This window comes from Pseudooceanicola profundi, from assembly GCF_050897955.1.
Lineage (GTDB): Bacteria > Pseudomonadota > Alphaproteobacteria > Rhodobacterales > Rhodobacteraceae > Pseudooceanicola.
Map to the genome: position 1 here is coordinate 1149394 of NZ_JBPAXZ010000001.1, position 26349 is coordinate 1175742.

Genomic DNA, 26349 nt, shown 5'->3' on the forward strand with positions numbered 1-26349 from the left:
CGGGCCCAGTCTTACCGTTGTTTGCAGTGCCCCCCGGCGCGAGACGCGGCGGCCTGGTGCAACATCGCTCCCATTGTCCCTTGAAAGTGCAAATATCGGCCTAGGAAGGGGGCGCTGCCCCCTCGTCGCAAGGCTGCGCCTTGCGCCTCACCCCCGGGATATTTGCAGCCCGAAGAAGCGAAGAGCGGGCACGGGGCTGGCGCCCGTCGCGGCTTTGTCAGATAAGGCGGAAATGCTGTCTGCCCTGCCCATCGATGCCGCCCTGCCAGAGCTGATCGCCGCCCTGCGCGACCGGGGGCGCGCCGTGCTGCAGGCGCCGCCGGGCGCGGGCAAAACCACCCGCGTCCCCCCGGCCCTGCTCGACGCCGGGTTGACGGAGGGCCGCATCCTGATGCTGGAGCCCCGCCGCCTCGCCGCCCGCGCCGCCGCCGACCGTATGGCGTCAGAACGCGGCGAGGAGACCGGCCAGACCGTGGGCTACCGCATCCGGGGTGAGGCGAAGACCTCTGCCGCCACCCGGATCGAGGTGGTGACCGAGGGCATCCTGACCCGCCTGATCCAGTCTGACCCGGAACTCCCCGGCATCGGCGCCGTGATCTTCGATGAGTTTCACGAACGCTCGCTCAATGCCGACCTCGGCCTCGCCCTCTGTCTGGAAATTGCCGGTGCCCTGCGCGACGACCTGATCCTGATCGCCATGTCCGCAACTCTCGACGCCGCCCCGGTTGCCGAACTGATGCAGGCGCCGATCATTACCTCGCAGGGCCGCGCCTTTCCCGTCGATATCCGCCATCTCGACCGGCCTGCGCCCCGGGGCGAGCGGATCGAACTGACCGTCTCCGCCGCCGTCCGCGCCGCGCTGGAAGAGACCCGGGGCGGGCTGCTTGTCTTCCTGCCCGGCGAAGGCGAGATCCGCCGCACCGAAGCGCTCCTGAAACCCGGCCTGCCACCGGACTGCCAGTTGCACACGCTGTTTGGTGCCATGCCGCTGCCCGCGCAGCGAGCCGCCATTCGCCCGGCAGAGGCCGGTCGCAAGATCGTGCTTGCCACCTCCATCGCCGAAACCTCTCTCACGATCGAGGATGTGCGCGTGGTCATCGACGCGGGCCTCGCCCGGCGCGCCCGCTTCGACCCGGGCTCGGGCATGTCCCGGCTTGTCACCGAACGCGTCTCCCGCGCGGAGGCCGCGCAACGCGCCGGCCGCGCCGGACGGGTGGCAGAGGGCATCTGCTATCGCCTCTGGACCCGCGGAGAGGATGGCGCCCTGCCCGCCTTTGCCCCGCCCGAAATCGAAACGGCCGACCTTGCGCCGCTGGCGCTGGAGCTTGCCAACTGGGGCGCCGGACCACAGGACATTCCGCTTCTGACCCAGCCCAGCCCCGGCATCTATGCTGAAGGCTGCGCCCTTCTGGACGATCTCGGTGCTCTGAAGAACGGCCGCATTACCGACCACGGCCGCGCTCTGGCCCGCCTGCCCGCCCATCCCCGCCTGGCCAATATGCTGTTGCGGGCGGGGCAGTCAGCCGCCCCCCTCGCCGCCCTCTTGGGGGAGCGTGACCCGCTGCCGCGTGCCGCCCCCGTCGACCTCTCCCTGCGACTTGAGGCGCTGGCCGATCCCCGCCGCTTTGCCGCCCGCCACCCCTGGACGCCGGACCACGGCGCCCTCGCCCGCATTCGGGAGGAGGCAAAACGCCTCGCCCGCCTTGCCCCTGACGCACCGCCCATGCCTCCGGCAGAGATGGCGGCACTGGCCTACCCCGACCGCATCGGTCAGCGCCGCCCCGGCGACCGTCCGCGCTATCTGCTCTCCGGAGGCAAAGGCGCGATTCTGCCCGATGGCGATCCGCTGGCCACGGACAAGTTCCTCGTCATCACCGATACCGACGGCAACCCGCGCGAGGCCACGATCCGACAGGCCCTTTCCATCAGCCTGGCAGATCTGCGCGACGCCCTCAGGGATCGGATCCGACAGACAGAGACCTGTGAATGGTCCCGGCGCAACCGCCGCGTGGAGACGCGCCTGCAGGAAAGGCTGGGCGCGGCGGTGCTTGACGACCGCGCCTGGAAAGACGCACCCGATGATGTCGTCGCCCTTGCCATGCTCGACGGTGTCCGCGAGATCGGGCTGACGATCTCCGACAAGGCCCGCCGCTTTCTCGCCCGCGCAAGACTTCTCGAAGGACAGGCCGGCCTGCCGGATTTCTCCGACGCCGCGCTGGAGACCGAAATCGAAGACTGGCTCCTGCCCTATCTCGGCGGCACCCGGGACGCCGCAGCATGGCGCCGGTTCGATATCCTTCCGGCGCTCCGCGCCCGTCTCGACTGGTCCCAGCAACAGCGGCTGGACAGCCTGGCCCCGCCAGATTTCACAACGCCGCTCGGGCGCTCCATCCCCATCGACTACGACAGCACGCCGCCGGAAATTGCGCTCCGCCTACAGGAAATGTTCGGCCAGACGACCCACCCGATGATCGGAGACACCCCGCTCAAAGTCACACTCCTCTCCCCGGCCGGCCGCCCAATCCAGACCACCTCCGACCTGCCCGGCTTCTGGGCCGGCTCCTATGCCGATGTCCGCAAGGACATGCGCGCCCAATATCCCAAACATCCCTGGCCCGAGGACCCGACCAGGGCCGACCCGACCCTGCGCGCCAAGCCAAGATCCTGACTATAGCTTTTTCTTGCCTAAAATATCTCGGGAGGGTGAGGCGCCGGAGGCGACGAGGGAGGGCAGCGCCCTCCCTTCCCCCGCGCGGACGAAAGTCCGCGCAACCGGAGGTCAGACCCCCAGACACCAGCGCATGATCGCCTTCTGTGCATGCAGCCTGTTCTCCGCCTCGTCAAAGATGACCGACTGCGGACCATCCATGACCGAAGAGGTCACCTCTTCCTCGCGATGCGCCGGCAGACAGTGCATGAACAATGCATCCTTGCCAGCGGCGGCCATCAATGCATCATTCACCTGATAGGCACGAAGCATATTGTGCCGACGTTCGCGCGACGACTGCGCATCATGCATCGACACCCAGGTATCGGCGACCACCAGATCCGCGCCTTCCACGCCCTTCCAGGGGTCACGCTGAACCGTGAAATTTACCCCCGCGTCGCGGGCCAAATCGACATATTCCCGGTCCGGATCCAACTGCTGCGGGCCGCAGAACGTCAGATTGAAATCGAACTTCTGAGCCGCATGCAGGAACGAGGCAAAGACATTGTTGCCGTCCCCCATCCAGGTCACATTGCGCCCCTTGATCGGCCCGCGATGCTCCTCGAAGGTCATCACATCAGCCATGATCTGACAGGGGTGGCTGCGGTCGGTCAGCCCGTTGATGACCGGCACGCTGGCATATTCCGCCATTTCCTGCAGCACCGACTCGTCAAAGGTCCGGATCATGATCAGATCGACATAGCGTGACAGGACACGGGCCGTATCGGCAATGGTTTCGCCATGACCCAGCTGCATGTCCTGGCCCGACAGAACCATGCTCTGCCCTCCCATCTGCCGCACGCCCACATCGAATGAAACGCGGGTCCGGGTCGATGGCTTTTCGAAGATTAGCGCAACCATATGCCCGCTGAGCGGCTGCTCATCATCGGCCGCACCGCGCGGACGGCCCGCACGCGCGTCCTTCATGCTGCGGGCATGGTCGATGATCTGCCGCAACGCGGCTGTCTCGGTCGTGTGAATGTCGAGAAAATGGTTCATGGTCAGTCCTTGTGGCGGGGATGGAGAGGGGCGCTGCCCCTCACCGTCGCATGCTGCGCAGGCGACGGCCTCCCCGGAGTATTTTTAGAAAGATGAAGCTCAGGGCGTCGCAAGGGGTCAGCCCCTCTGGCCCGGATAGGGGACGAAGGCGCGGCAGGTCCGGCGCCGGGTGGCGCCCGCCTGACCGCAGTCCCCGGTCCGGATCGCCCGCGTCGCATCAGCCATGGGCCACCATGGCCTTGGCCGTGGCGTCGAGCTTGTCGATCGCCTCTGCGATCTCCTCCTCGGAGAGGGTGAGCGCGGGCAGCAGGCGCACGACATTATCGGCGGCCGGCACGGTGATCAGCAGGTTCTCATAGCCTTTCTTGACGAAATCGCCGGGCGCGACCTTGCATTTCAGACCGATCATGAAGCCGGTCCCGCGCACGCTATCAAAAACCTCCGGATTGTCGGCCACCAGCCCCTCCAGCTTCTGCCGGAAGAGCGAGGCCTTGCGGCGCACCTCATCGAGGAACCCCGGCTCCGTGATCGCAGTGACCACGGCGAGGCCCACGGCACAGCCCAGCGGATTGCCGCCATAGGTGGAGCCATGCGTGCCCGCCACCATGCCCGAAGCCGCATCCTCGGTCGCCAGAACCGCGCCCAGCGGGAAGCCACCGCCGATGCCCTTGGCCACCAGCATGATATCCGGCGTCACCCCCGCCCATTCATGGGCAAAGAGCCGCCCGGACCGGCCCATGCCGCATTGGATCTCGTCGCAGATGAGCAGCGTGCCGGTCTCGTCGCAGAGCTGGCGGATCGCCTTCAGCTCCTCATCGGGCAGCACGTTGATGCCGCCCTCGCCCTGGATCGGCTCGATCAGGATGGCGGCGGTCTTGTCGGTCACGGCGGCCTTCAGCGCCTCCATGTCCCGCCATTTCAGATTGACGAACCCCGGCAGCAGGGGCCCGAAGCCCTTGACCATCTTCTCCGTCGGCGCGGCGGCGATGGCGGCGGTGGAGCGGCCGTGGAAGGCGCCGGTGAAGGTGATGATCTCCACCCGTTCCGGCTGGCCTTTCTCGTACCAGTATTTGCGGCACATCTTGACGCCAAGCTCCGTCGCCTCCGTGCCGGAATTGGTGAAAAAGACCGTATCGGCAAAGGTGCTGTCGACAAGTTTCCGGGCCAGCGCCTCCTGCTGCGGAATCTCGTAGAGGTTCGACACATGCCAGAGCTTCTGCGCCTGATCGATCAGCGCATTCACCACAACCGGGTTTGAATGGCCAAGCGCCGCCACCGCGATGCCGGAGCCGAGATCGAGGAATCGGCGCCCGTCCTCCTCGATCAGCCAGGAGCCTTCGCCCTTCACGAAATGAAGCGGGGCGCGGGAATAGGTCGGCAGAACGGACGGGATCATCGCGATATCCTCTGTAAGGAAGCCCGGACGAAACAATGCGCCACGGGCCATGTCAAGTTTTGGTGGGATACTGCGCCGATGCGGCGCGGAGAGACAAGCAGGCAGATGCCAAGGGGGACGGGACGTCAGGCGCGGGTGCGTCGGCGTCGGGTCGGGGCGATATGCAGCGTGGTTGTCATGGGCGCGGACATACGCCCAACTGCGACATTTGTGAAGAGGGATTGCGCGGGCCTTGAACCCCGGCGGCGGCAGGTGTCTCTTGCGCGCCATGATGAATGCGATCGTGATGCTGGGCCTCGTGGCCACGGGGCTGGTGCTGAGCTGGCCGCGGCTGGCCCGCGCGCCGCTGTGGCGGGCGGCGATCACGCCGCTGGCGTCGATCATCGGCTCGGGCTTTCTGATCCTCGGCCCCGTGCTGGGCCATGCCTTTGGCGGCTGGGCGCCGCTGGCCATGGCGGCGCTCTGCGGGCTGGCCTGGCTGCTGGGGCGGGCGATCCGCAGCAATATCGCCCGGATCGCGGCCGGGCCGCGCACGGTCGTGGAGCAGCGGCTCGACACGCTCGCCTCCGCGGCGCTGACCTTCGCCTATGTCATCTCCGTCGCCTATTACCTCAATCTTTTCGGGGCCTTCGCGCTGGAGAAGACGGGGATCACCTCCCCCGTCGCGCGGCGGGTCCTGACGACGGCGGTCTATCTGGCGATTGCTGCAACCGGCTGGCTGAAGGGGTTCGGGGCGCTGGAACGGCTTGAACAACTCTCCGTCACCCTGAAGCTTGCGGTGATCGGCGGGCTGCTGGCGGGGCTTGCCGTGCATTTCGGCGACCTTGGCGCCTCGGGCGGGCTGGTCGTCAGCCCCTCCGCCACCACGGGCTGGGCGGCGCTGACCCTCGGCATGGGGCTGATCGTGACGGTGCAGGGGTTCGAGACCTCCCGCTACCTTGACGACGAATACAAGGCGCCGCTGCGGATCCGGTCGATGCGGGTGGCACAGCTGACGGCCACGGCGATCTACATGGGCTATATCCTGCTGCTGACATATGCCTTCCCGGCCGAGGAGTTCACCAGCAGCGAGACCGGCATCATCCGCCTGATGGAAGATGTCGCGCCGCTGTTGCCTGCCCTCCTGATCCTCGCCGCCCTGACAGCACAGTTCAGCGCAGCCGTGGCCGATACCGGCGGCGCGGGCGGGCTGCTTGAGGAGCTAAGCGCGCGGCGCCTCGCCCCGCGTCATGGCTATGTGGTGCTGGCCGTGGCGGGGATCGGGCTGACCTGGACCTCTGACGTGTTTGAGATCGTCAGCTATGCCTCCCGGGCCTTTGCCTTTTACTACGCGGTGCAAAGCGCGATCGCGGCAAAGGGGACATTGGGGGGCGCGCGGACAGGCTACGGGCTGCTGGCGCTCCTGAGCCTCGCCGTGACGGTCTTCGGAACGCCGGTGGAGGCGGGATGACAGGCCAGGCGGCCAGCCCCTACTCGCTGACCGTCGCCTCCGCCCCGTCCGCATCCACGGGCGTCGCGACCTCTTCGCCGGGCTTGGCCTGAAGCGCGCCATTCTTCCATTCGCCCGCCTCCTGCTCGCCCGAGGCATATTTCATCGTGCCCTGACCCTGACGCCGACCTTCGAGGAAGAGGCCCTCGTAGATATCGCCATTGGCATAGGTCGCAACACCCTTGCCGGTGATCTCTCCGCCGGACCAGGCACCTTCGTAGACAAACCCGTCCGCCATGGTGATCTTGCCTTCGCCTTCACGCTCCCCGGCGACGAAACCGCCCTCATAGACAGTGCCGTCTGGATAGGTAGCCACACCCTGCCCCTGCCGTTCGCCATCGACCCAGTCGCCGTCATAACGATAGCCATCGGCATAGGTCATGACGCCCTTGCCGTGGTTGAGTGCATTGCGGAACCCGCCGACATAGGTCACGCCATTGGGGTAGGTCGCCGTGCCCTGACCGTGGATCACGCCGTCCTTCCAGTCGCCCTCATAGGTCGCGCCATCGGGATAGGTGATCTTGCCGGTGCCATTGGCCAGATCATCGGCAAAGGCGCCTTCGTAGACAGAGCCATCGGGATAGGTGACACGCCCCTGCCCCTCGATCTTTCCCTTCACCCACTGGCCGGTGTAGACATAACCGTCGGACCCGGTGAACGTCCCCGTCCCGTCGCGCAGGTCATCGGCAAACTGGCCCTCGTAGACATCGCCATTCTCATAGGTGACCTTGCCCTGGCCCTGTCGCTTGCCCTCGACCAGCTCGCCCTCATAGACGTCGCCATTGGGCTGGACCAGCTGGCCGGTGCCGTCGATCTGGCCATTGGCCCAGGTGCCTTCGTAGATCAGACCGTCCGGCATGGTCAGCTTGCCCTGCCCCTCGCGCGCGCCGCGCACGATCTGGCCGTCGTAGATCGCACCATCGGGATAGGTGATCTTGCCCTGCCCCTCCTTCACGCCATTGACCCAGTCGCCGTCATAGACATAGCCGCCCGGTGCGGTCATCACGCCCTTGCCGTCATGCATCGCATTGCGGAAGCCACCCTCGTAGCGGGTGCCATTTGCGTAATTCGCGATCCCCTGACCGACGATCTTGCCCTCGGACCAGTCGCCCTCATAGGTGCCCCCGTCGGAGAAGATGATCTTGCCCACCCCGTCCGGCTTGCCCTTGGAGAATTCGCCCTCATAGACCGAGCCATTGGGGAATTTGGCAATGCCGCGGCCGCGGATCTCGCCCTCGACCCAGTCGCCGGTATATTCATAGCCATTGGGCAGACGGTAGGTGCCGGTGCCATGCTGCAGCCCGTCCTTGAACGTGCCCTCATAGACACCGCCATCGTCATACTGCTTGGTCAGAACCTCGCCATCCTGTGCAGAGGCCATGGACGCAGCGAAAAGCGCCAGCGTCGCGGCCGTGCCCATGAATGTGGTCAGTTTCAGGCGCATGTCTTCCCCCTGCTTGCCTTTTCCGCCCCATGGCTTGACCGCGTTAGGGTCTGGCGAAGTGCGCAAAACCTAGCCCCCGGCCCGGCGCCCCGCAATGCCTTTCCGGCAAATCGCCTTTCCCTCACGAACTCGTGCCGGTAATCAGACGCAAGGACGACGCAAGAGGCCCCCATGACCGACCGCTTCCGCATCACTCTGGCACAGCTCAACCCGACGGTGGGCGATATCGAGGGCAATGCCGCCAAGGCCCGTGCCGCTTGGGCGCGCGGCAAGGACGCCGCGGCCGACCTCGTCGCCCTGCCCGAGATGTTCATCACCGGCTACCAGACCCAGGACCTGATCGAAAAGCCCGTCTTTCACCAGACCGCCATCGCCGCGATCGAGGCGCTGGCCCGCGACTGCGCCGATGGGCCCGCGCTCGCCATCGGCGGCCCGGCCCTCGAAGGGACCGGCCTGTATAATGGCTACTACATCCTGTCGAAGGGCAAGATCATGAGCCGTGTCCTGAAGCACAACCTGCCCAACGAGACCGTGTTTGACGAGGTGCGCCTTTACGACAGCGGGCCGCTGGGCGGGCCCTATTCGGTGGGCAATACCCGCATCGGCTCGCCCATCTGCGAGGATGCCTGGCACCCCGAAGTGCCCGAAACCCTGGCCGAAACCGGCGCGGAATTCCTGCTGGTCCCCAACGGGTCGCCCTATTACCGAAACAAGATGGACACGAGGTTCAGCCATATGGTGTCCCGCGTGGTCGAAACCGGGCTGCCGCTGATCTACCTCAACATGGTTGGCGGTCAGGACGATCAGGTCTTTGACGGCGGCACCTTCGGCATCAACCCGGGCGGCGCCATGGCTTTTCACATGCCCGTCTTTGACGAAGCCTATGCCGATATCGACCTCTCCCGCACACCAGAAGGCTGGCGGATCGCGCCGGGCGAGAAAGCGCATATGCCCGACGAATGGGAACAGGATTACCGCTGCATGGTGGAAAGCCTGCGCGACTATTGCGGCAAGACCGGGTTCAAGAAGGTCCTGCTGGGTCTCTCGGGCGGCATCGACAGCGCCATCGTCGCCACCATCGCGGCCGATGCGCTTGGGCCGGAGAATGTGCGTTGTGTCATGCTGCCCTCCGAATACACCTCCGACCATTCGCTGGAGGATGCCAAGGCCTGTGCCGAAGCGCTCGGCTGCCGTTACGATTTCGTGCCGATCAGCGAGGGGCGGCAGGCCATCACCAATACGCTGGCCCCCCTCTTCGAAGGCACCAAGCCCGACCTGACCGAGGAAAACATCCAGTCCCGCCTGCGTGGCCTGCTGCTGATGGCGCTGTCGAACAAGTTTGGCGAGATGCTGCTGACCACCGGCAACAAATCCGAGGTCGCCGTGGGCTATGCCACGATCTACGGCGACATGGCAGGCGGCTACAATCCGATCAAGGACCTCTACAAGACCCGCGTGTTCGAACAGTGCCGCTGGCGCAATGCCAATCACCGCAGCTGGATGATGGGCCCCGAGGGCACGGTGATCCCCGAACGGATCATCACCAAGCCCCCCTCGGCCGAACTGCGCGAGGATCAGAAGGACAGCGACTCCCTGCCCGATTACCCGGTGCTCGACGGTATTCTGGAGATGCTGGTGGATCGCGAAGCCTCTATCGAGGATTGCGTCGCGGCGGGCTATACCCGTGAGGATGCCAAAAAGGTCGAGCGGCTGATTTACCTCAGCGAATACAAACGCTTCCAGTCTGCGCCCGGGACACGGCTGACCAAACGCGCCTTCTGGCTCGACCGGCGTTACCCCATCGTGAACCGCTGGCGGGATGGCCAGTGACGCAGCCCAGATGCCCCGGCTGCTGATAGTCTGGCATTCCCGCACCGGCGGCGCCCGCCAGATGGCAGAGGCGGCATATGAGGCCGCCCGGGCGGAATGTGACACCACCCTGCTGCGCGCCCGCGACGCCGGGCCCGACGACATGCTGGCCCATGACGGCTACCTCTTCTGCGCGCCGGAAAACCTCGCCGCGATCTCCGGCGAGATGAAGGAATTCTTCGACCGCAGCTATTACCCCGTTCTGGGCCGGATCGAAGGCCGCCCCTATGCCCAGATGGTCTGCGCCGGCACCGACGGCGAAAATGCTGCCCGCCAGACCGCGCGCATTGCCACGGGCTGGCGTCTGCGGCAGGTGCAGGAGGCGCTGATCCTCCGCACCCATACCGACAGCCCGGAGGCCATTCTCGCGCAGAAGACGATATCCGAAACCGATCTGACCGGATGCCGGGATCTGGGCGCCGCGCTGGCCGCGGGCCTGGCGATCGGGGCGTTCTGACTCAGCTGCCATGTCCCTGCCCGGCACCGCATAAATTTTCACCGGGCCACTGCAGAAATCGGTCATTCTCCGCCTGTTGTTCAAAGCCGCGATGACCAGAATCGCACGTTCGGGCATACTCAATAGCGGGAGCGGGCATGGCAGGGAGAATGCGTCATGACCCTTAATGTCGATACAAAAGATCCAATCGAACTGGCCTTTCGTCACCTCACGCGGGATCACGTCGATGCCGCACTGGCTCTGATCGACCGCCACGGCGAAGACTGGGTGCAGCACAAGACCGGACGCCGGCGGAAAGCGACGCGATATCTGAATGTGCAGGGCCGCAGCTATCCGCTGAAGGCAACCGGCTACCTTGCCGCGCAGATCGCGGGCAATATCGACCGGACCGACGGCAGCCCCGTCAATGTCGAACGGGTGATCACCTGTTTCTGCAAGCTGGGCTATGAGGTGACGTGACCAGCGGCATCCGGCGGCCCGACCAAAGGCCAGTGCACCTGCCCGGTCACAGCCACCATGTGTCGACACGTGCAATATCGTCATCCGACCAGCCGAAATGGTGGGCGAATTCATGCACCGTGACATGCACAACCAGCCGCTCAAGATCGATATCGCCCCTGTCCTGCCATTCCTGCAAAATGGCCTGGCGGAACAGCCAGACGGTATCCGGCGGCAGCGCTCCGTCCCAGATGCTCTTTTCCGTCAGCGGAACCCCCTCATAAAGACCCGTAAGGTCCAGCGGGTCCGAAATGCCGAGATCACTCAGAACCTCTTTCGCGGCGACGTCTGAAACACACAGCCGGACCTCACGCGCAAGATCACGCAGCGGCGGCGGAAATCCCTCCACGACCCGCCTCATGACGGCAAGCATTTCATCCGGCGACATATTCCTGGGCCTTTACGGTATGGCTGTCCCTGGCAGAATATGGGGCGCCGCTTGGCCCGGGAAAGCCCGGACAGTTCCGCATCAGGCGGCAAATGCCCGGGCAAAATCAGATCGGGGCCGCCGACGCCATCCGATCCGCGATCAGCCCTTTCAGCACGGCAGCACGGGCAAGGCAGTCTCCGGCACCCCGCATGTCGGACAGAACCTTGTCCGCCGCATCGCGCAGCCGGTCATCACCGGCGGATTTCGCGATCCCGTACAGAAAACGGGCCGCATAGGTCAGATCCTGCGCCGTCATGCCGGGACCGAGGATCTCTGACATCAGTGTCAGATCATCCCGGTAAGACAGCGCATCGGGCCGGATCTCCTCAGGATCGATGGACCGCGGGCCCAACGGCTGATGCTCCTCCGGCAGATGTTTCAGCAAAGCGTTCTGAAACACGCCCAGAGTTCTGACCGGTTTCTCAAGAAATTCGTCCGCACCCGCAGCGACGGCCTGCCCGCCGCCGGCCTCGTCCCCGGAAATGGCCAGGATCACCGGCACGCGGGGCCGGACAGCCGCCATTTCGGTGATCAGTTCAATCCCGGATCCGTCCGGCAAACCCAGGTCCACGATTGCGGCAGACGGCCGGTAGACCTGCAGATGCCGTCGCGCCGATCTGAGACAGTCCGCCCGTCGGATCCGCGCCCCCGACCGCAGACAGAGCATGCGCATCGCCTCGCTCGCGTAAACGCTGTCTTCTACAAGCAGGATCGTCATGCCGAGCAATGGCTGCTGCGCCGTCGCGACACGTTCCCGGATCAGATAGTCCTGGTCGTCCATTATCCGCATCCTTCTGGTCATGGGGTCGACCACCCGCCCGGGGCGCCGACTCTGCCGGTATAGAGTCGGACAGCATTCTGAAACTTTGATTAACGCGCCCGCCGCCTGGCACATATTTCCTTTACGACAAGACGCCTCCCCGCCCCGCGTCGCCCTGCCACGCTTGTCAGACACGCCCTCACATCTCATAACTGCATCACCCGAGCAGGAGGAGAAACAGATGATCGGACGCCTGAACCACGTGGCCATTGCCGTGCCAGACCTGGAAGCCGCAGCGGACCAGTACCGCAACGCGCTTGGCGCCAAGGTCGGCGCCCCGCAGGACGAGCCCGACCACGGCGTCACCGTCATCTTCATCGAACTGCCCAATACCAAGATCGAACTGCTTTATCCGCTGGGCGAAGGATCCCCGATCCAGGGGTTTCTCGACAAGAACCCCTCCGGCGGCATTCACCATGTCTGCTACGAGGTCGAAGATATCCTTGCCGCCCGCGATCATCTGAAATCCACCGGCGCCCGCGTGCTGGGCGACGGGGAGCCCAAGATCGGCGCCCATGGCAAGCCCGTGCTCTTCCTGCATCCCAAGGATTTCAACGGCTGCCTGGTAGAGCTGGAACAGGTTTAACGGAGGCCATCATGGGCATCACCTCAGCCATCGTCTTGTTCGCCGTCATCTGGTGGCTGACCCTGCTCTGCGTCGTGCCGCTGCGCATGAAAACGCAGCAGGACATGGGAGAGGTGACCCCGGGCACCCAGTCGGGCGCGCCCGAGGTGCATCATCTGAAGGCGAAACTCTGGATCACCACAGGCATTTCCGCCGTGCTTTTTGCGATCATCGCAGGGGTGATCCTGTCGGGCTGGATCACGATCGAAGACCTCGACATGTTCCACCGCATGGGCCCCGGTGCGGCGGGCTGATCCGGGGCACCAGTTCCCCTGCGGCAACTATCCGCGCATGCGGTGACGAAACGCTTGCCTGAAGGCCTGTCCAAATGCCAATGCGGATCAGGGTTAACGGGATATGAGCTCCTCAAAATGGTAAATCGGGTGATACGGTCGCTTTGCGCTGTCACATGTCTGTCACTCGCGGCCTGCGCCGCCCCCGAAAAGGACATGGAGGTCAGCCGCGCGGCCCCTCCCCTCTATCCCGGAGAAACCGCTGAACTGCGGGTTCTCGTCAACAAATACGCCGATGAATACGAGGTGCCCCGCACCCTCGTGCACCGCGTCATCCAGCGCGAAAGCGACTACCGGCCGGAGGCCCGCAACGGCCCCTATTTCGGCCTGATGCAGATCCTGCCCGCCACGGCGCGCGGCATGGGATTTCAGGGCGAGGCGCATGATCTTCTGGATGCGGAGACCAACCTGAAATGGGCGGTCAAATACCTGCGCGGTGCCTGGCTCCTGTCGGAGACGGAACCGGAGGCCGTCGGCTGGTATGCCAAGGGCTATTACTACGAGGCCCGCAACCGCTGCATGCTGGTCGAAACCGGACTTCTTGACCGCGAAATCAGCAAGAGCTGCTGACCCTTACCGCTCCAGCCTGTTGAAGATGTGGGTAAAGGTGGCCGCCCCGATGATCGGGATCACCAGATTGAGGAGCGGCACCGACAGCGGCACGGCCATCAGGATACCGGCCGCCCAGATCGTGCCGACATGCTTGCCCCTGAGGTCGCGCGCCCTGTCGCGCCCGACCCGGCGCATCGCCGCCAGCGTGTAATATTCACGCCCCAGCAGAAACCCGTTCATCCCCCAGAAGATGAAGGGCGCAAAGGGCGGAAAGAAAACATACAGGACAAGCGCCACGATATTCGCGACGATCAGCACGCCAAGAAAAGCAAAGGTATCCCGCAGCCCTTCCATGAACGGGATGCGGGGCACCGCCGGCAGATGCGGATAATGCCGGTCCTCCACCGCCTCTGCCACATCTTCGAGGAAGAGCGAGGTGATGGCAGAGGCCACCGGCACCATCAGGAAGACCGAGAGCACCAGCATGACCCCGATGCTGGACCAGGTGAGCAGGTCATCGACCCAGGTCACCTCTCCGATCAGCGGAATGGTCGCGGTGTCGCCGGTCAGCCACTGGAGCACCCAGAGGAACAGCGCATAAACACCAAACAGCAGCGCAATCGTCAGCCCGACGCCCATCAGCAGAACCCGTCGGAACCGCGGATCGCCGATCTGGCCGAGGGCCGCGAAGAAGGAGCTGAGGATTACTCCGACAGCCACGTGGTGATCCCCGTGATGTCCGGGCGCGGCCGCTCGGTCGGCGCGGAACCGAAGCTGCCGATATGCACGATGCCGGCCACCTGTTCATGAGACGAGAGGCCCAGCCCCTGCTCTACAAACCCCCGGTCGAAGGAGATCCAGCCGGTCACCCAGCCCGCCCCCCAGCCAGAGGCCAGCGCGGCATTCACGAGGCTGAGGCAGACCGCCCCGGCCGATAGTGTCTGTTCCCGGCCCGGCACCTTTTCCGACTCTGTCAGGCATTCCACCACGACCACCGCCAGATGCCCCCGATCGAACTGACCGCGCGCCTTGGCCGTGGCCTCCGGATCCCGGCCCAGCGATTTCGCCCGCGCTTCGGCCAGATCGGCAAGGCGCGGCATGGCGGGCTTTTCGATCACGACAAAACGCCAGGGCACGAGGGCACCGTGGTCGGGCGAACGGGCGGCGTAGACCAGCAGCTCCTCCAGCTCCTCGCGGGAGGGGACGGGGGTGGTCAGGACCTTGGGGGAATGGGATCGGCGTTTCGCCAGAAATTCCAGCGCGGGCAAGTTCTTCTCGGGCATCGGGCCTCCTGTCTGTCGTCCCCTATGTCGGCCCTCCCCCGCGCGGGGTCAAGGGCGGCTCAGCGCCCCAGCCGCCCCGGCTGCAGACACTGGTCAACCGCCACGCCATTGGCGATCCGCGCCTCAAGAATGTCCGGCACATGCGCTTCGGCCCAGCTGCAGATCGTGCGCATAAGCCGCCCCAGCTCCTCCCCCAGCGGCGTCAGCTCATATTCGACGCGCGGCGGCACCTCGGGATGCACGGTGCGCGTCAGCAGCCCGTCCCGCTCCAGCTCCCGCAGGGTCTGGGACAGCATCTTGGGCGAAATCCCCTCGATCTTTTTTGCAAGCTCGGAATTGCGCAGACGGCCCGGCAGCAGGGCGCAGACGATCAGGTAGGTCCACTTTCCCGCCAGCATTTCAAGGACCGTATGAGAGGCGCAGGTCTTGCGGAACACATCATAGCTGATGCTGCGGAGCGCATTACTATCCATTTCGTAACTACTTTCCAAAATAGTGCCTACTTCACAAAAGTTAGTTTAGAGCAAAACTTGGCTCCAGTCACGCAAATCGACAGGAGCTTTGACATGAAACAGATCACACAGACCGCCATTGGCACCCCCGATGTTCTCCAGTTGGCAGAGGTCGCCACGCCGCAGCCGGGACCGGGAGAGCTGCTGATACGTATGGCCGCCGCCGGAGTGAACCCGGTCGATCCCGGCGTCAGTTCCGGCATGTTCCCCATTCTGGGCGAACCGCCATTCTCCGTGGGCTGGGACGTCGCCGGCACGGTGGAGGCCGTGGGGTCCGGCGTCACGGGCTGGGCCACAGTTGACCGTGCCTTCGGCATGCCGTTCTTCCCGAAACAGGCCGCCGCATTTGCGGACTATGTCCTTGCCCCGGCGGCAGAGATGGCAAAAACGCCTGACGCGCTGAGCGACGCGCAGGCCGGTGCCCTGCCGCTGGCCGGGCTGACCGCCTGGCAGGGGCTGGTCCGCCATGGTGGGCTGAAGGCCGGGGAAAAGGTGCTGGTCCATGGCGGCGCAGGCGGTGTCGGCCATCTGGCGGTGCAGATTGCCAAGGCCCTTGGCGCCCATGTCACGGCCACGGGCAGCGCCGGGAAGCAGGCAGCTATGCAGGCGCTTGGGGCCGATGTGACGGTGGATTACGCAGAGGCAGAGCCCGAGGGGCCCTTTGATCTAATCTTCGACACCCGGTTCGGACAGATCGCCGACAGCCTCGCCCGGGTCAAAGCCGGTGGTCGGGTGATCGCCCTGCTGCCGGTCGAGGAGGCGGATACCGACGCCGCCGCCGCCAAAGGTGTCACCCTCACCCGGATCGTCGTCGAACCGGATGCGGAGGGGCTGACGGCGCTCGCCGATCTCGCCACCCGGGGCAAGCTCGACGTGAAGGTTGCCGCCAGCTTCCCGCTCTCCCGTGCGGCGGAGGCCTTTGCCGCGCTGGCCGGGAAGCCCGTCGGCAAGGTGATCCTCACCCCCTGATCAGAGGCCAAACCCCGCTGCCATCTCCTCGATCAGCCCGCTGGTAAAGGCGATGGCGCGGGCATTGGGCTGCCGCGCCTTGACAGTCGGGGCCATCGGGTCGGGCGCATCGCAGTCCGACCCGGACAGTTCCTGGATCACCCGGTGGCCGCAGAAGGGCACATAGACCTCCGAATAGCCGCCCTCATGAACCATGACGACCCGGCCATCACACAGACGGTCGGCGGCGCCCATCACCTGCCGCGTCATCTCTCCGAAGGTCTCCACCGTGCAGAGCATCTGGGCAATCGGATCGTAGATCCCCGCGTCGAACCCGCAGGCCACGATGATCAGATCGGGCTGAAACCGGTCGAGCGCGGGCAGGACGATCCGCGCCATCGCCTCGACATAGCTCTCATGCCCGGTGCCGGGCGGCAGCGGGATGTTCATATTGAACCCCTCCCCCGCGCTGCGCCCCGTATCGCCTACATCGCCGCTATCCAGCGGATAGTTATGCTCCTGATGCAGGGAGATCGTCAGCACATCGTCGCGCTCGTAAAAGATATGCTCCGTCCCGTTGCCGTGGTGCACGTCCCAGTCGATCACCGCGACCCGGCCGAGGCCCTTGGCCTTAGCCGCCTCAATCGCGATCGCGATATTGGCCATCAGGCAGAAGCCGTTGGGCCAGTCCGGCAGGCAGTGATGCCCCGGCGGACGCGACAGCGCATAGGCGTTCTGCACCTCACCCGCCATGACATCGGCCACGGCCTGCACGGCCAGCCCGGCCGACAGACAGGCGATCTCATACCCGCCCTTGGCAAAGGGCGTCCGCAGCCCCAGCTCCCCCCCGCCCGCATCCGACATTTCTTTGAACGCATCGAGGTAGGAGGCCGGATGCACCCGCTCCAGCACCTGCCGCGTGGCGGGTTCGGCGCCGCGCACGGACAGGTCCTTCACCAGCCCCGTCGCCTCCATCAGGTTCTTCAGACGGCGCTTCGTCTCCGGGTTTTCCGGCAGGCCACCGGCGGCCAGCGGCTGCACCAGCCCGCCCAGCGGCAGCGTCAGCGCGTAATTCCCGCCCGCATGCCAGAAGCAGCGTTCGTCCCAGTAAAACCCCGTTGACATCATTCCATCCTTTCCAGATTTCTGAAGCAGAGCTTGGCCCTCGCAGGTCCGGGCTTCAAGACCCCGCTCGCCAATAGGAAAGACCCGCATGGCCCGTGCCGCCGATCTGCCCGATCTCAGCGACATTATGGCTGAAGAGCTGACCGTCCGCGTCACCCCGAAGGCCGCCCGCGACCGCATCACCCGCGAGGGCGATCAGATCCGCGTCTACGTCACCACCCCGCCGGAGGATGGCAAGGCCAATGCGGCGGTGACGAAACTGCTGGCAAAGGCCCTGGGCCTGGCGCCCTCGCAGCTGACCCTGCTGCGCGGACAGACCGCCCGCGACAAGACCTTCCGCATCACGCGCTAAGGATCAGTCCTGTTTGGATTTGGCCAGCGAATAGCTGCCCTCGGGCAGGTTCAGCGCCGCCGCCAGATCGCGCAGCTGCGCCATCGACAGGGTGATCTTGTGCACGGCATCCTCGCGCAGATCATATTGCTCCACCGTCACGCATTCCGCGAAGGCATTGATCACCACGTCTTCCTGGAGCGGGCTGGGCCCGTCATCGACGATGGTAATGAGGGTCGAATCAAATTCGTGCTCGATCGTGAACATGGGATCAGGTTAGGCCCGCTGCAGAGCACCGCGCAACACATGTGCGGCATCTGCGCCACAAGGTCACGTTTGCACGGTTGCAAGCCCACCCGATCTTCACGATAGACTGCGTCAAAGACCTCGCGCCGCCTGCCATCCCGGCCCGGCGCACAAGAGGACGAGGGGAGAGCAGGCGCGCATGTTTTTGACGTTTCGCAGCATTATCTGGCTGATCCCGGCCTGCCTTGCCCTTGCGGGATGCGATGTGCCGACCACGCCCCTGCCTACGCCCGCCGCCGGAACTGCGACCGCCACCCCCCTGCCCGATGACGCGATCCGTCAGGCCGCCCGGCGGTTTGTCACCGCAGCCGAACGGGTAGAGCCGGTGGCCGAACGCACCTGCCGCCGCCGGACGCCCGATCTGCGCTGCGACTTCCGGATCGTGATCGATGACCGGCCGGATGCGCCGATCAACGCCTTTCAGATGCGCGATGACGCCGGCAACCCGGTCATCGCGGTCACCGTGCCGCTGATCGCCTATGTCCGGAATGTCGACGAAATGGCCTTTATCCTGTCGCATGAGGCCGCGCATCACATATCGCGCCATCTCGACCGGCGCCGGCAGAGCACCGAGGCCACCTCTCTTATCTTCGCCCAGATCGCGGCCGCGTCTGGCGGCAATGTCGGTGTCTCGACCGCGGCGCGTCTGGGCGCCCTCGTGGGATCGCGCACCTACGCGAAGGAATATGAGCTGGAGGCCGACGCGCTTGGGGCGCTGATCGCGCGTGATGCCGGGTTCGACGCGATCAACGGCGCGCGGTATTTCGAACGCGCCCCCGATCCCGGCAACCGCTTCCTTGGGACCCATCCGCCCAATGGCGACCGGGTCGAGGCCGTGCGGCGCGCCCTCGCCGGCGGCTGACCTTAACGTCATTTGATCCCGATCAAGGTGGGACCTCGATTCGGGCCCTATACCCGTCCCAGCAACAGCCGGAGACGGGTATGAAAGTTCTGGGCGACATCGCGGACCATCTGAAGCTCGTGCACCGCATGGCCCGTGCCACGGGCGTCGATCTGGGCGAGGCGATGATGGACGGTCAGCTTGATCAGCAGGACTGGTCGCAGATGGTCACCAACTGCCGGGGCTGCAGCTGCCCTGGGGCCTGCACAGGCTGGCTCCAGCAGGCGGAACTGCAGGGAGAGGATCACGCCACAGCCCCCGACTATTGCGAAAACCGGGCGAGCTTCGACCTCCTCGCCCGACGTCCGGCCTGAGGCAGGCCGAGCAGCAGGGGTTATCGATCCGGGCGCGGGAAAGCCTACGGGAGCAGGCGGCCTCGCATAGTTCAGGATCGGTAGGACGCCGGTCGGGCAGAGGGGCCCGGCCGGCGTCGCTTTTTGGTGGCGCCCGTCCGTCAGCCGTCAGGCAGCCTCAGACCAGCCGCCCCCAGAGGTCATATTCGCTGGCCTCGTCCACCTCGACCGTGACGATATCGCCGGGGCTCAGCGCCTCCGTCCCCTCGTCGATAAAGAGGTTGCCGTCGATCTCCGGCGCATCGGCCTTGGTGCGGCAGGTGGCAATACCGTCGGCGTCGATCTCGTCGACGATGACCTGCTGCAGGCTGCCGATCTTGGCGGCAAGCTTGGCCTCTGAAATGGCCTGCGCCTTTTCCATGAACCGGTCCCACCGCTCCTGCTTGACCTCTTCGGGCACATGATCCGGCAGATCGTTCGACCGCGCCCCGGCGACATTCTCGTACTGAAAGCACCCGACCCGGTCGAGCTGCGCCTCCTCCAGCCAGTCGAGCAGCACTTGGAACTCTTCCTCCGTCTCGCCGGGATATCCCACGATGAAGGTCGACCGCAGGGTGATCTCCGGGCAGATCGACCGCCATTCGGCAATGCGATCCAGCGTCCGTTCAGCGGCCGCGGGACGGGCCATCCGGCGCAGTGTCTCCGGATGGGCATGTTGGAACGGAATGTCGAGATATGGTAAGATCAGCCCCTCAGACATCAGGGGAATGAGGTCTTTTACGTACGGATATGGATAGACGTAGTGCAGCCGCACCCAGGCGCCCAGCTGCCCCATCTCCCGCGCCAGGTCGGTGATATGGGCCCGCACCTCCCGCTCTTTCCACATCGACAGGTCATGCTTGCGGTCGAGCCCGTAGGCGGAGGTATCCTGGCTGATGACCAGCAGTTCCTTCACCCCGGCCTCCACCAGTTTCTCCGCCTCCCGCAGCACGGCATTGGCGGGGCGCGACACCAGCCGCCCGCGCATGTCGGGAATGATGCAGAACTTGCACTTGTGGTTACAGCCCTCTGCGATCTTGAGGTAGCTGTAGTGGCGCGGCGTCAGCGTCACGCCCGAGGCCGGCAGCAGGTCGATAAACGGATCGGGCGCGGGCGGCACCGCGCCATGCACCGCATCCAGCACCTGTTCGTACTGATGCGGGCCGGTGACGGCCAGAACCTTGGGATGGGTGCCGGTGATGAACTCCGGCTCCGCCCCCAGGCAGCCGGTCACGATGACCTTGCCGTTGGAGGCCAGCGCCTCCCCGATGGCCTCAAGGCTTTCCGCCTTGGCGCTGTCAAGAAATCCGCAGGTGTTCACGATCACCGCATCCGCCCCGGCATAATCGGGAGAGATCGCATATCCCTCCGCCCGGAGCCGCGTCAGGATGCGTTCGCTGTCCACCAGCGCCTTCGGACAGCCAAGCGAGACCATCCCGATGGCGGGCTGCCCCGCGCGGCGGGTATCATCGAAGCGCGGCAGCGGCGCCAGGTCGGGGCGGAGGTTCGGCGGATTCTGGGACATGCTGCGCCCTATACGCCCGCCGGGGAAATTTGCAATGGTCCAGAGCCCCGCGATACTTGCCGCGCCATGGCCGCGTGATAGTCTGACGGCAAAACATATGGGGGCATCATGCGGCTGATCCGGTTGCTTATCGGCATGGTCATCGTCTTTGTCGCGGTTCTGGCGGCGGGGCTCTTCCTGCTGCCCGGGGACCGTATCGCGCAGCTGGCGGCCGATGAGCTGTCGCGGCGGACCGGACGCGCGGTCACCGTCGGCGGCGACGCGCATATCAGTTTCTGGCCGGAACTGGGCGTCACGGTCGACGCGCTCTCCATCGCCAATGCGGACTGGTCCGAGAACGGGCCGATGTTCCAGGCGAAATCCGTCACCATCGGTGTGGATGCCAGGGGCCTGATCAACCGCGATATTCACATCCGGGCCCTGCGGGCCGACGCCCCTCAGATCCTGCTGGAACGGCGCAAGGACGGAACGCCCAACTGGGAGCTGAGCCTGTCGTCGCCCGCCCCCTCCCAAACCGCGCAGCCCGAAGCATCGGCCCCCGCAGCATCCACCACCCCAACCGCATTCACGCTGGACCGGGCAGAGATCACCGGCGCCTCGATCTTCTATATCGACCGCCAGTCCGGGACAGAGATTACGCAACGCGACATCGACCTGGTCCTGACCTTTCCCGATGTCAAAGGCCCTGCCGATATCGACCTGACCCTGCGCCCGGTCGGCCAGCCGATCCGCCTGACCGGCGAAATTGCCGACCCGATGGCGCTGGTCGCGACCAAGATCAGCACGCTCCACCTGAACATCGAAGCCCCGGGCGGCACAGCCAGTTTCGACGGACGTGCCTCTCTCAAGCCCGAGGCGCAGGGCGATCTGGTGCTGGACCTGTCGGACACCGCCCGCTTTGCGGCGGCCCTGGGCCGTCCCGACCCGGCCCTGCCTGCAGGACTGGGCCGCGATGCCCGGGTCTCGGGTCAGATCACCTATACCAGCGACGGCCGGCTCTCTCTGCGGCAGGGCGCGTTCCGGTCCGGCCCCAATGCCGGGACCATCGCCGCCGATGTCGTGACCACAGGCGACAGGCCCCGCATCAACGCCCAGATATCGGCCGAGGCGCTGGATCTCACCGCGCTCAATTCCGGCGGCAGCCCGGCACCGGCCGAGACGGGCTGGTCCCCCGCCCCCATCGACGCCTCGGCCCTGGGACTTGCCGATGCCGAAATCTCGCTCGTCGCGCCGTCGATTGATCTTGGCCTGACAAAGCTGGGCACCACCCGCCTGGTCCTGACGGTGGACCGCGCCCGCGCAGTTGCCACGATCAGGGAGGTTCAGGCCTTTGGCGGAACGCTCTCCGGCGAGCTGGTGGCCAACAATCGCAACGGCCTTTCGGTTGCCGGCGACCTGACCGCCCAGAGCATCGCGCTGAAAAACGCGCTGACCGACCTTGCGGGCATCACCCGCTTCACCGGCGAGGCTGGCGCAAAGCTGAAATTCCTGGGCGCCGGGCAGACGCTGGCCGCGATCATGTCCTCCCTCTCGGGCGAGGGCAGCATCAACACCGGCTCCGGCACGATCGAAGGCATCGACCTTGACCGGATGTTCCGCACCGGCGACGTCTCCGGCGGCACGACGATCTTTGACAGCACCGCGCTGAGCTATTCAATCGCGCAGGGCGTCGTCTCAAACTCAGACCTGCTGATGAAGCTCGCGGGGATCGAGGCGCGCGGCGAAGGCAGGATCGACCTCGGCCAGCAATCGCTCGACTACCTTTTCACGCCGGTCAGCCTCAAGGCGCGTGACGGGCGCGGCATCGCAATTCCCGTGCGCATCCGGGGCGCCTGGGCCAGCCCGAAGATCAGTCTCGACGTGGAAAAAGCCATTCAACTCAATGCCGCCGAAGAGAAGAAGCAGCTTGAGGAGAAGGTGAAGCAGAAGGTCAAGGACGAGGTCAGCGAAAAGCTGGGCATCACCCAGCAGGAGGGCGAGACCGCCGAGGACGCGGTGAAACGCACGATCGGGGAGGAGGCCGCCAAGGGCCTCCTGAAGCTCTTCAACAAGTGATCAGAGTAGCCGCGCGGCCAGCTGGCGGCGCATCTCCGTCCCGATGCCGATCCGGTCGAGGTAATCGACCGGCCCACCGTATTCGACGTCGAGATAGGCCAGCGTCGCCTCCATCGTCTCTGCGGCGGAGGCGATGATCTGTTCCACCCGTTCCGGCGTCGCCCCGCGCGCACCGATGGCCACCCGCAGCTGATCCATAAGCGGCCGCCCCAGATCGGCGGTCAGCGCATATTCGGCCACGACGACCTCCCGCGCGACCCCGGCATTCGACAGCAGCAGCGCCGCGATCAGCCCGGTCCGGTCCTTGCCGGCGGTGCAGTGGAAATAGACCCCGCCCTCGCCCGCCGCGGCGATGGCGCGCATGACGCGGGCCATATTGTCCTGGCATTCATCCAGCGCCCGGCGGTAGCGGATGCCCATGTCGAACTTGCCGCCAACCTCCTCCGCCATCTGATCGAGTGGCGCCAGACCGTCAAAGAGCGGGATGTTGAGGTAGATCACCCGGGGATCGTCGGCCAGCGGATTGGGCGCGCTTGCGATCTCGTCATCCCGGCGCAGGTCGATGATGGTCGACAGGCCCCGGCCCAGCAGATCCTCCCGGTCCTCCACGCTGATGCCGTTCAGCGCACAGCCGCGCCACATCGCATCGGCGCGCGTCGGTCCCATGGCTGTCTCATAGCCGCCCAGCGACCGGATGTTGTGCACGCCCGCATAGGGCAGCGCCTTGGTCGTCAGCGTCATCGGCCTCTCCTCTCCTCACTCGCGCGCACTTTGGTCTGCAGGGGCCGCGATGACAAGTGCAGGTTCAGCCGGGCCCCTGACCCACATCGCCGCGCGCCACGGCCACCGATTTGAGCACGGCGAAACAGCTCAGCCCCGGCGCCAGCGACAGAGCCTCTGCCGAGCGGCGTGTGATGCGCGCCAGCAGCGGCTCCCCCCCGGCCATGAGCTGCACCATGACGCCCGGCCCCTGCCCCGGCCGCACCTCTGCCACCGTAACGGGCAGGATGTTGAGCGCCGAAATCCCCTCCGGCCGCGTGAGCGCAATCATCACATCCTGCGCCGCGATCCGCACGCGAAGCGGCTGGCCCGGCGCGCTGTCGACACGCGGCAGCCAAAGCCGCCCGCCGGCGACCTCTACCTCCGTCAACCCGTCCGCGTGATGGGTCACGATCCGGCCTGTCAGCAGCGCCCCCGCATGGCGCGGGCCAAACACCGGCGCCAGATCAGGATCGGCAAAAAGCGTCGCGGCATCGCCCGCCCGCACCACCTGCCCCTGCTCTAGCAGAACCAGCGTATTGGCCAGCCGCGCCACCTCCTCCACCGAATGCGAGACATACAGGATCGGCAGCCCCGCCGCATCCCGCAGCCGTTCGAGATAGGGCAGGATCTCCTCCTTCCGCGCCTGATCGAGAGAGGCCAGCGGCTCGTCCATCAGCAGCAGGTCGGGCGCAGACAGCAGCGCCCGACCGATCGCCACGCGCGCCTTTTCCCCGCCGGAGAGCGCGCGGGGGCGACGGTCCAGCAGCGCACCGATCCCCAGCATCTCGGCAATCTCGCCCAGACGTGTGTCGCCCGGCGCCCCGTAGAGCAGGTTTGTCCGGACGCTCATATGCGGAAACAGCCGGTGGTCCTGAAACACATAGCCCACCCGCCGGCGCGGCACCGGCATATTCACTCCGGATGGCGCATCGAAAAGCACCCGGCCGCCCAGTACGATCCGCCCTGCGTCGGGGCGCAGCAGCCCCGCAACCGCATTCACCACGGAGGTTTTGCCCGCACCCGACCGCCCGAAAAGCGCCGTCACACCCCCCGGCGCCTCGAAACCGGCCACCAGCTCCATCGCACCGAGGCGATGGCGGATATCCACCAGCAGGCTCATCCCAGCCGCCGCGCCACACGCCGCGCCAGCGCCTCTGACGCCACAAGCGCCAGCGCACCGACACCGACTGACACGCCCACAAGCCGTAGCGCCGCCGGTTCCCCGCCGGGTTGCTGAAGGAAGGCGTAGATCGCCGACGGCAGCGTTCGCGTTTCGCCCGGAATGTTGGAGACGAAGGTGATCGTCGCGCCAAATTCCCCCATCGACTTGGCAAAGGCCAGCACCGCGCCCGCCAGGACACCCGGCAGGATCAGCGGCAGGGTCACGGTCATGAACACGCGCAATCGGCTGGCGCCCAGCGTCGCCGCCGCGGCCTCCAGCCGGGGGTCCACCGCCTCTACGGCCAGGCGGATCGCCCGGACCATCAGGGGAAACCCCATGACCGCCGCCGCCAACGCCGCCCCGGTCCAGCGAAAGGCAAAGACAATGCCCAGCCGCTGCAGAAACCCGCCAACCGGGGCCGCCGGGGAAAAGGTTTCAAGCAGCAGAAAGCCGATCACGACCGGCGGCAGAACCAGCGGCAGATGCACCACGATGCCCAGCAATTCCCGCCCCCGGAACTGCCCCCGGGCCAGCGCCATGGCCACGGCGATCCCAAGCGGCAGGGACATCAGCGTCGCCCAGAAGGCCACGCGGAGCGAGAGCCGCACCGCCTCCCATTCAGCAGGGCCGAGCCCGGCCGTCACTCGTCCCGGCCGGTTCCGAAACCGGCCTCGCGGAAGATGGCGACGATATCGACAGTGCGCAGATATTCCAGAAAATCGTCAGCGGCAGTGGCACTGCCGGCCTTGATTACGGCGCCGGGATAGACAATCGGATCATGGCTGCCGTCCGGAAATTGTCCGCGCAGATGTACCCGGGGTTCGGCCATGGCATCCGTGGCATATACCACGCCATAGGGCGCCGCCCCCGTCGCAACAAGCGCCAGCGCGGCGCGCACATTGTCGGCCTCTGCCAGCATCGGCTCAACCGCCTCCCACAGCCCCAGATAGCCGAGCGCCTGGCGCGCGTAGATCCCGGCCGGAACAGACCCGGTCAGCGCCACCGACAGACGGCCACCCGACAGAAGCCCCATCAGGTCCAGATCGCGGTCGATCGCAATCTCTGGTCCCGCTTCGGCCGAGATCAGAACCAGGTTGTTGCGCCAGAGGTCCTGACGCGACGCATCCTCCAGCAGACCGGCGGCCTCAAGATGGTCCATCCAGGCGGTGTTGGCCGACAGGAAAACATCTGCGGGCGCCCCCTGCTCGATCTGCCGCGCCAGCGCCGAAGAGCCCGCGTAAGAGATCACGACCTCATGGCCGGTTTCGCGCCACCACATCTCTGCCGCACGGTCCAGCGGACCGGCCAGGCTGGCGGCCGCAAAGACCAGAACCCGCTCTGCCGAGGCTGGCGCGCAGGTGCCGAACAGGACACTCAAAATCAGCAGGATCATCCGCATAGGTCAACCAGTTCAAAACGTTCTCAGGATTGGACAAATCGCTAAAGTGGTTCGCAACCGGGCGCAACCCTTGCGACGGCGTCACCCCCGACGCAGTATCGCGTCTCAGTTGCAGCCAGCCAGAGCCAG

Annotated in this window: 28 protein-coding genes; 13 read left to right on the forward strand and 15 right to left on the reverse strand. The window is 65.8% G+C overall.

Translation table 11 applies throughout. The features are described from left to right. Window positions 1-232: 232 nt before the first annotated feature. A complete protein-coding gene (hrpB, locus tag ACRARG_RS05775) occupies window positions 233-2668 on the forward strand; it encodes an ATP-dependent helicase HrpB (protein WP_432689040.1) in 2436 nt (811 codons plus the stop codon). Window positions 2669-2779: 111 nt separating this feature from the next. Here the strand turns inward: hrpB and argF are convergent, their stop codons facing one another. Continuing rightward, the gene (gene argF, locus ACRARG_RS05780) at window positions 2780-3706 is read right to left on the reverse strand and encodes an ornithine carbamoyltransferase (RefSeq protein WP_432689041.1); all 927 of its coding nucleotides are present in this window, start codon (window positions 3704-3706) and stop codon (window positions 2780-2782) included. A 217-nt stretch (window positions 3707-3923) separates the two neighbouring features. Then, window positions 3924-5102 carry an aspartate aminotransferase family protein gene (locus ACRARG_RS05785; protein ID WP_432689042.1) on the reverse strand — a complete coding sequence of 393 codons (1179 nt, stop codon included), beginning with the start codon at window positions 5100-5102 and terminating at the stop codon, window positions 3924-3926. A 268-nt stretch (window positions 5103-5370) separates the two neighbouring features. On the opposite strand from ACRARG_RS05785, the gene ACRARG_RS05790 reads away from it, so the two are divergent. Beyond that, window positions 5371-6552, forward strand: coding sequence for an Aq_097 family APC-type transporter (locus tag ACRARG_RS05790; RefSeq protein ID WP_432689043.1), 1182 nt, complete (start codon window positions 5371-5373; stop codon window positions 6550-6552). Window positions 6553-6571: 19 nt separating this feature from the next. On the opposite strand, the gene ACRARG_RS05795 is transcribed toward ACRARG_RS05790, so the two are convergent. After that, a complete protein-coding gene (locus tag ACRARG_RS05795; protein WP_432691322.1) occupies window positions 6572-8011 on the reverse strand; it encodes an MORN repeat-containing protein in 1440 nt (479 codons plus the stop codon). A 195-nt stretch (window positions 8012-8206) separates the two neighbouring features. Here ACRARG_RS05795 and ACRARG_RS05800 point away from each other — a divergent pair, with 195 nt between their 5' ends. The 3 genes from ACRARG_RS05800 (at window position 8207) to ACRARG_RS05810 (ending at window position 10820) form a co-directional block, all read left to right on the forward strand. Further along, window positions 8207-9865, forward strand: a complete 1659-nt coding sequence (locus tag ACRARG_RS05800) for an NAD+ synthase (protein ID WP_432689044.1) — start codon at window positions 8207-8209, stop codon at window positions 9863-9865. A 10-nt stretch (window positions 9866-9875) separates the two neighbouring features. Further along, on the forward strand, window positions 9876-10361 hold the full coding sequence (locus ACRARG_RS05805; protein WP_432691323.1) for a flavodoxin family protein: 486 nt from the start codon (window positions 9876-9878) through the stop codon (window positions 10359-10361). A gap of 156 nt (window positions 10362-10517) precedes the next feature. After that, window positions 10518-10820, forward strand: a complete 303-nt coding sequence (locus ACRARG_RS05810) for a ScoMcrA-related endonuclease (protein ID WP_432689045.1) — start codon at window positions 10518-10520, stop codon at window positions 10818-10820. Between the two features lie 46 nt (window positions 10821-10866). Here the strand turns inward: ACRARG_RS05810 and ACRARG_RS05815 are convergent, their stop codons facing one another. Together ACRARG_RS05815 and ACRARG_RS05820 are read right to left on the reverse strand one after the other, a co-directional pair. Next, window positions 10867-11247 (reverse strand): metallopeptidase family protein, encoded by a 381-nt coding sequence (locus ACRARG_RS05815; protein WP_432689046.1) that lies wholly within the window; start codon window positions 11245-11247, stop codon window positions 10867-10869. Between the two features lie 106 nt (window positions 11248-11353). Continuing rightward, a complete protein-coding gene (locus tag ACRARG_RS05820; RefSeq protein ID WP_432689047.1) occupies window positions 11354-12070 on the reverse strand; it encodes a response regulator in 717 nt (238 codons plus the stop codon). A 220-nt stretch (window positions 12071-12290) separates the two neighbouring features. On the opposite strand from ACRARG_RS05820, the gene mce reads away from it, so the two are divergent. The 3 genes from mce to ACRARG_RS05835 all read left to right on the forward strand — a co-directional run bounded on the left by mce (window position 12291) and on the right by ACRARG_RS05835 (window position 13597). Beyond that, a complete protein-coding gene (gene mce, locus ACRARG_RS05825) occupies window positions 12291-12695 on the forward strand; it encodes a methylmalonyl-CoA epimerase (protein WP_432689048.1) in 405 nt (134 codons plus the stop codon). Window positions 12696-12706: 11 nt separating this feature from the next. Beyond that, window positions 12707-12988 (forward strand): DUF1467 family protein, encoded by a 282-nt coding sequence (locus ACRARG_RS05830; RefSeq protein WP_432689049.1) that lies wholly within the window; start codon window positions 12707-12709, stop codon window positions 12986-12988. Window positions 12989-13105: 117 nt separating this feature from the next. Then, window positions 13106-13597, forward strand: coding sequence for a transglycosylase SLT domain-containing protein (locus tag ACRARG_RS05835; RefSeq protein ID WP_432689050.1), 492 nt, complete (start codon window positions 13106-13108; stop codon window positions 13595-13597). Window positions 13598-13600: 3 nt separating this feature from the next. Here the strand turns inward: ACRARG_RS05835 and ACRARG_RS05840 are convergent, their stop codons facing one another. From ACRARG_RS05840 to ACRARG_RS05850, 3 genes are read right to left on the reverse strand one after another with little or no spacing between them, the layout of a single operon-like run. Continuing rightward, the gene (locus tag ACRARG_RS05840; protein ID WP_432689051.1) at window positions 13601-14299 is read right to left on the reverse strand and encodes an EI24 domain-containing protein; all 699 of its coding nucleotides are present in this window, start codon (window positions 14297-14299) and stop codon (window positions 13601-13603) included. Then, window positions 14284-14862 carry a nitroreductase family protein gene (locus ACRARG_RS05845; RefSeq protein WP_432689052.1) on the reverse strand — a complete coding sequence of 193 codons (579 nt, stop codon included), beginning with the start codon at window positions 14860-14862 and terminating at the stop codon, window positions 14284-14286. The genes ACRARG_RS05840 and ACRARG_RS05845 overlap by 16 nt, the downstream gene beginning before the upstream one ends. Window positions 14863-14921: 59 nt before the next feature. After that, window positions 14922-15335: a winged helix-turn-helix transcriptional regulator gene (locus tag ACRARG_RS05850; protein WP_432689053.1), complete on the reverse strand. Its 414-nt coding sequence runs from the start codon at window positions 15333-15335 to the stop codon at window positions 14922-14924. A gap of 93 nt (window positions 15336-15428) precedes the next feature. Here ACRARG_RS05850 and ACRARG_RS05855 point away from each other — a divergent pair, with 93 nt between their 5' ends. Then, window positions 15429-16343 carry an NADP-dependent oxidoreductase gene (locus ACRARG_RS05855; protein ID WP_432689054.1) on the forward strand — a complete coding sequence of 305 codons (915 nt, stop codon included), beginning with the start codon at window positions 15429-15431 and terminating at the stop codon, window positions 16341-16343. On the opposite strand, the gene ACRARG_RS05860 is transcribed toward ACRARG_RS05855, so the two are convergent. Continuing rightward, complete coding sequence (locus ACRARG_RS05860) at window positions 16344-17447, reverse strand: histone deacetylase-like amidohydrolase (RefSeq protein ID WP_432689055.1); 1104 nt, start codon at window positions 17445-17447, stop codon at window positions 16344-16346. Between the two features lie 88 nt (window positions 17448-17535). On the opposite strand from ACRARG_RS05860, the gene ACRARG_RS05865 reads away from it, so the two are divergent. Continuing rightward, on the forward strand, window positions 17536-17799 hold the full coding sequence (locus ACRARG_RS05865; protein WP_432689056.1) for a DUF167 domain-containing protein: 264 nt from the start codon (window positions 17536-17538) through the stop codon (window positions 17797-17799). A gap of 3 nt (window positions 17800-17802) precedes the next feature. On the opposite strand, the gene ACRARG_RS05870 is transcribed toward ACRARG_RS05865, so the two are convergent. After that, the gene (locus ACRARG_RS05870; protein WP_432689057.1) at window positions 17803-18045 is read right to left on the reverse strand and encodes a DUF8831 family protein; all 243 of its coding nucleotides are present in this window, start codon (window positions 18043-18045) and stop codon (window positions 17803-17805) included. Between the two features lie 178 nt (window positions 18046-18223). Here ACRARG_RS05870 and ACRARG_RS05875 point away from each other — a divergent pair, with 178 nt between their 5' ends. Next, the gene (locus ACRARG_RS05875) at window positions 18224-18946 is read left to right on the forward strand and encodes a M48 family metallopeptidase (protein WP_432689058.1); all 723 of its coding nucleotides are present in this window, start codon (window positions 18224-18226) and stop codon (window positions 18944-18946) included. Window positions 18947-19026: 80 nt separating this feature from the next. Continuing rightward, the gene (locus tag ACRARG_RS05880) at window positions 19027-19299 is read left to right on the forward strand and encodes a DUF6455 family protein (RefSeq protein WP_432689059.1); all 273 of its coding nucleotides are present in this window, start codon (window positions 19027-19029) and stop codon (window positions 19297-19299) included. A gap of 157 nt (window positions 19300-19456) precedes the next feature. Here ACRARG_RS05880 and rimO read toward each other — a convergent pair whose 3' ends face one another. Beyond that, window positions 19457-20842, reverse strand: a complete 1386-nt coding sequence (gene rimO, locus ACRARG_RS05885; protein ID WP_432689060.1) for a 30S ribosomal protein S12 methylthiotransferase RimO — start codon at window positions 20840-20842, stop codon at window positions 19457-19459. A 108-nt stretch (window positions 20843-20950) separates the two neighbouring features. Between rimO and ACRARG_RS05890 the strand changes: the two genes are divergently transcribed. Further along, the gene (locus ACRARG_RS05890) at window positions 20951-22897 is read left to right on the forward strand and encodes an AsmA family protein (protein WP_432689061.1); all 1947 of its coding nucleotides are present in this window, start codon (window positions 20951-20953) and stop codon (window positions 22895-22897) included. On the opposite strand, the gene ACRARG_RS05895 is transcribed toward ACRARG_RS05890, so the two are convergent. The 4 genes from ACRARG_RS05895 to modA all read right to left on the reverse strand — a co-directional run bounded on the left by ACRARG_RS05895 (window position 22898) and on the right by modA (window position 26214). After that, the gene (locus ACRARG_RS05895) at window positions 22898-23638 is read right to left on the reverse strand and encodes a tyrosine-protein phosphatase (RefSeq protein WP_432689062.1); all 741 of its coding nucleotides are present in this window, start codon (window positions 23636-23638) and stop codon (window positions 22898-22900) included. Between the two features lie 64 nt (window positions 23639-23702). Further along, on the reverse strand, window positions 23703-24779 hold the full coding sequence (gene modC, locus ACRARG_RS05900) for a molybdenum ABC transporter ATP-binding protein (protein ID WP_432689063.1): 1077 nt from the start codon (window positions 24777-24779) through the stop codon (window positions 23703-23705). Continuing rightward, window positions 24776-25465 carry a molybdate ABC transporter permease subunit gene (gene modB / locus ACRARG_RS05905; RefSeq protein WP_432689064.1) on the reverse strand — a complete coding sequence of 230 codons (690 nt, stop codon included), beginning with the start codon at window positions 25463-25465 and terminating at the stop codon, window positions 24776-24778. The genes modC and modB overlap by 4 nt, the downstream gene beginning before the upstream one ends. Next, complete coding sequence (gene modA / locus ACRARG_RS05910) at window positions 25462-26214, reverse strand: molybdate ABC transporter substrate-binding protein (RefSeq protein WP_432689065.1); 753 nt, start codon at window positions 26212-26214, stop codon at window positions 25462-25464. The genes modB and modA overlap by 4 nt, the downstream gene beginning before the upstream one ends. Window positions 26215-26349: the final 135 nt, after the last annotated feature.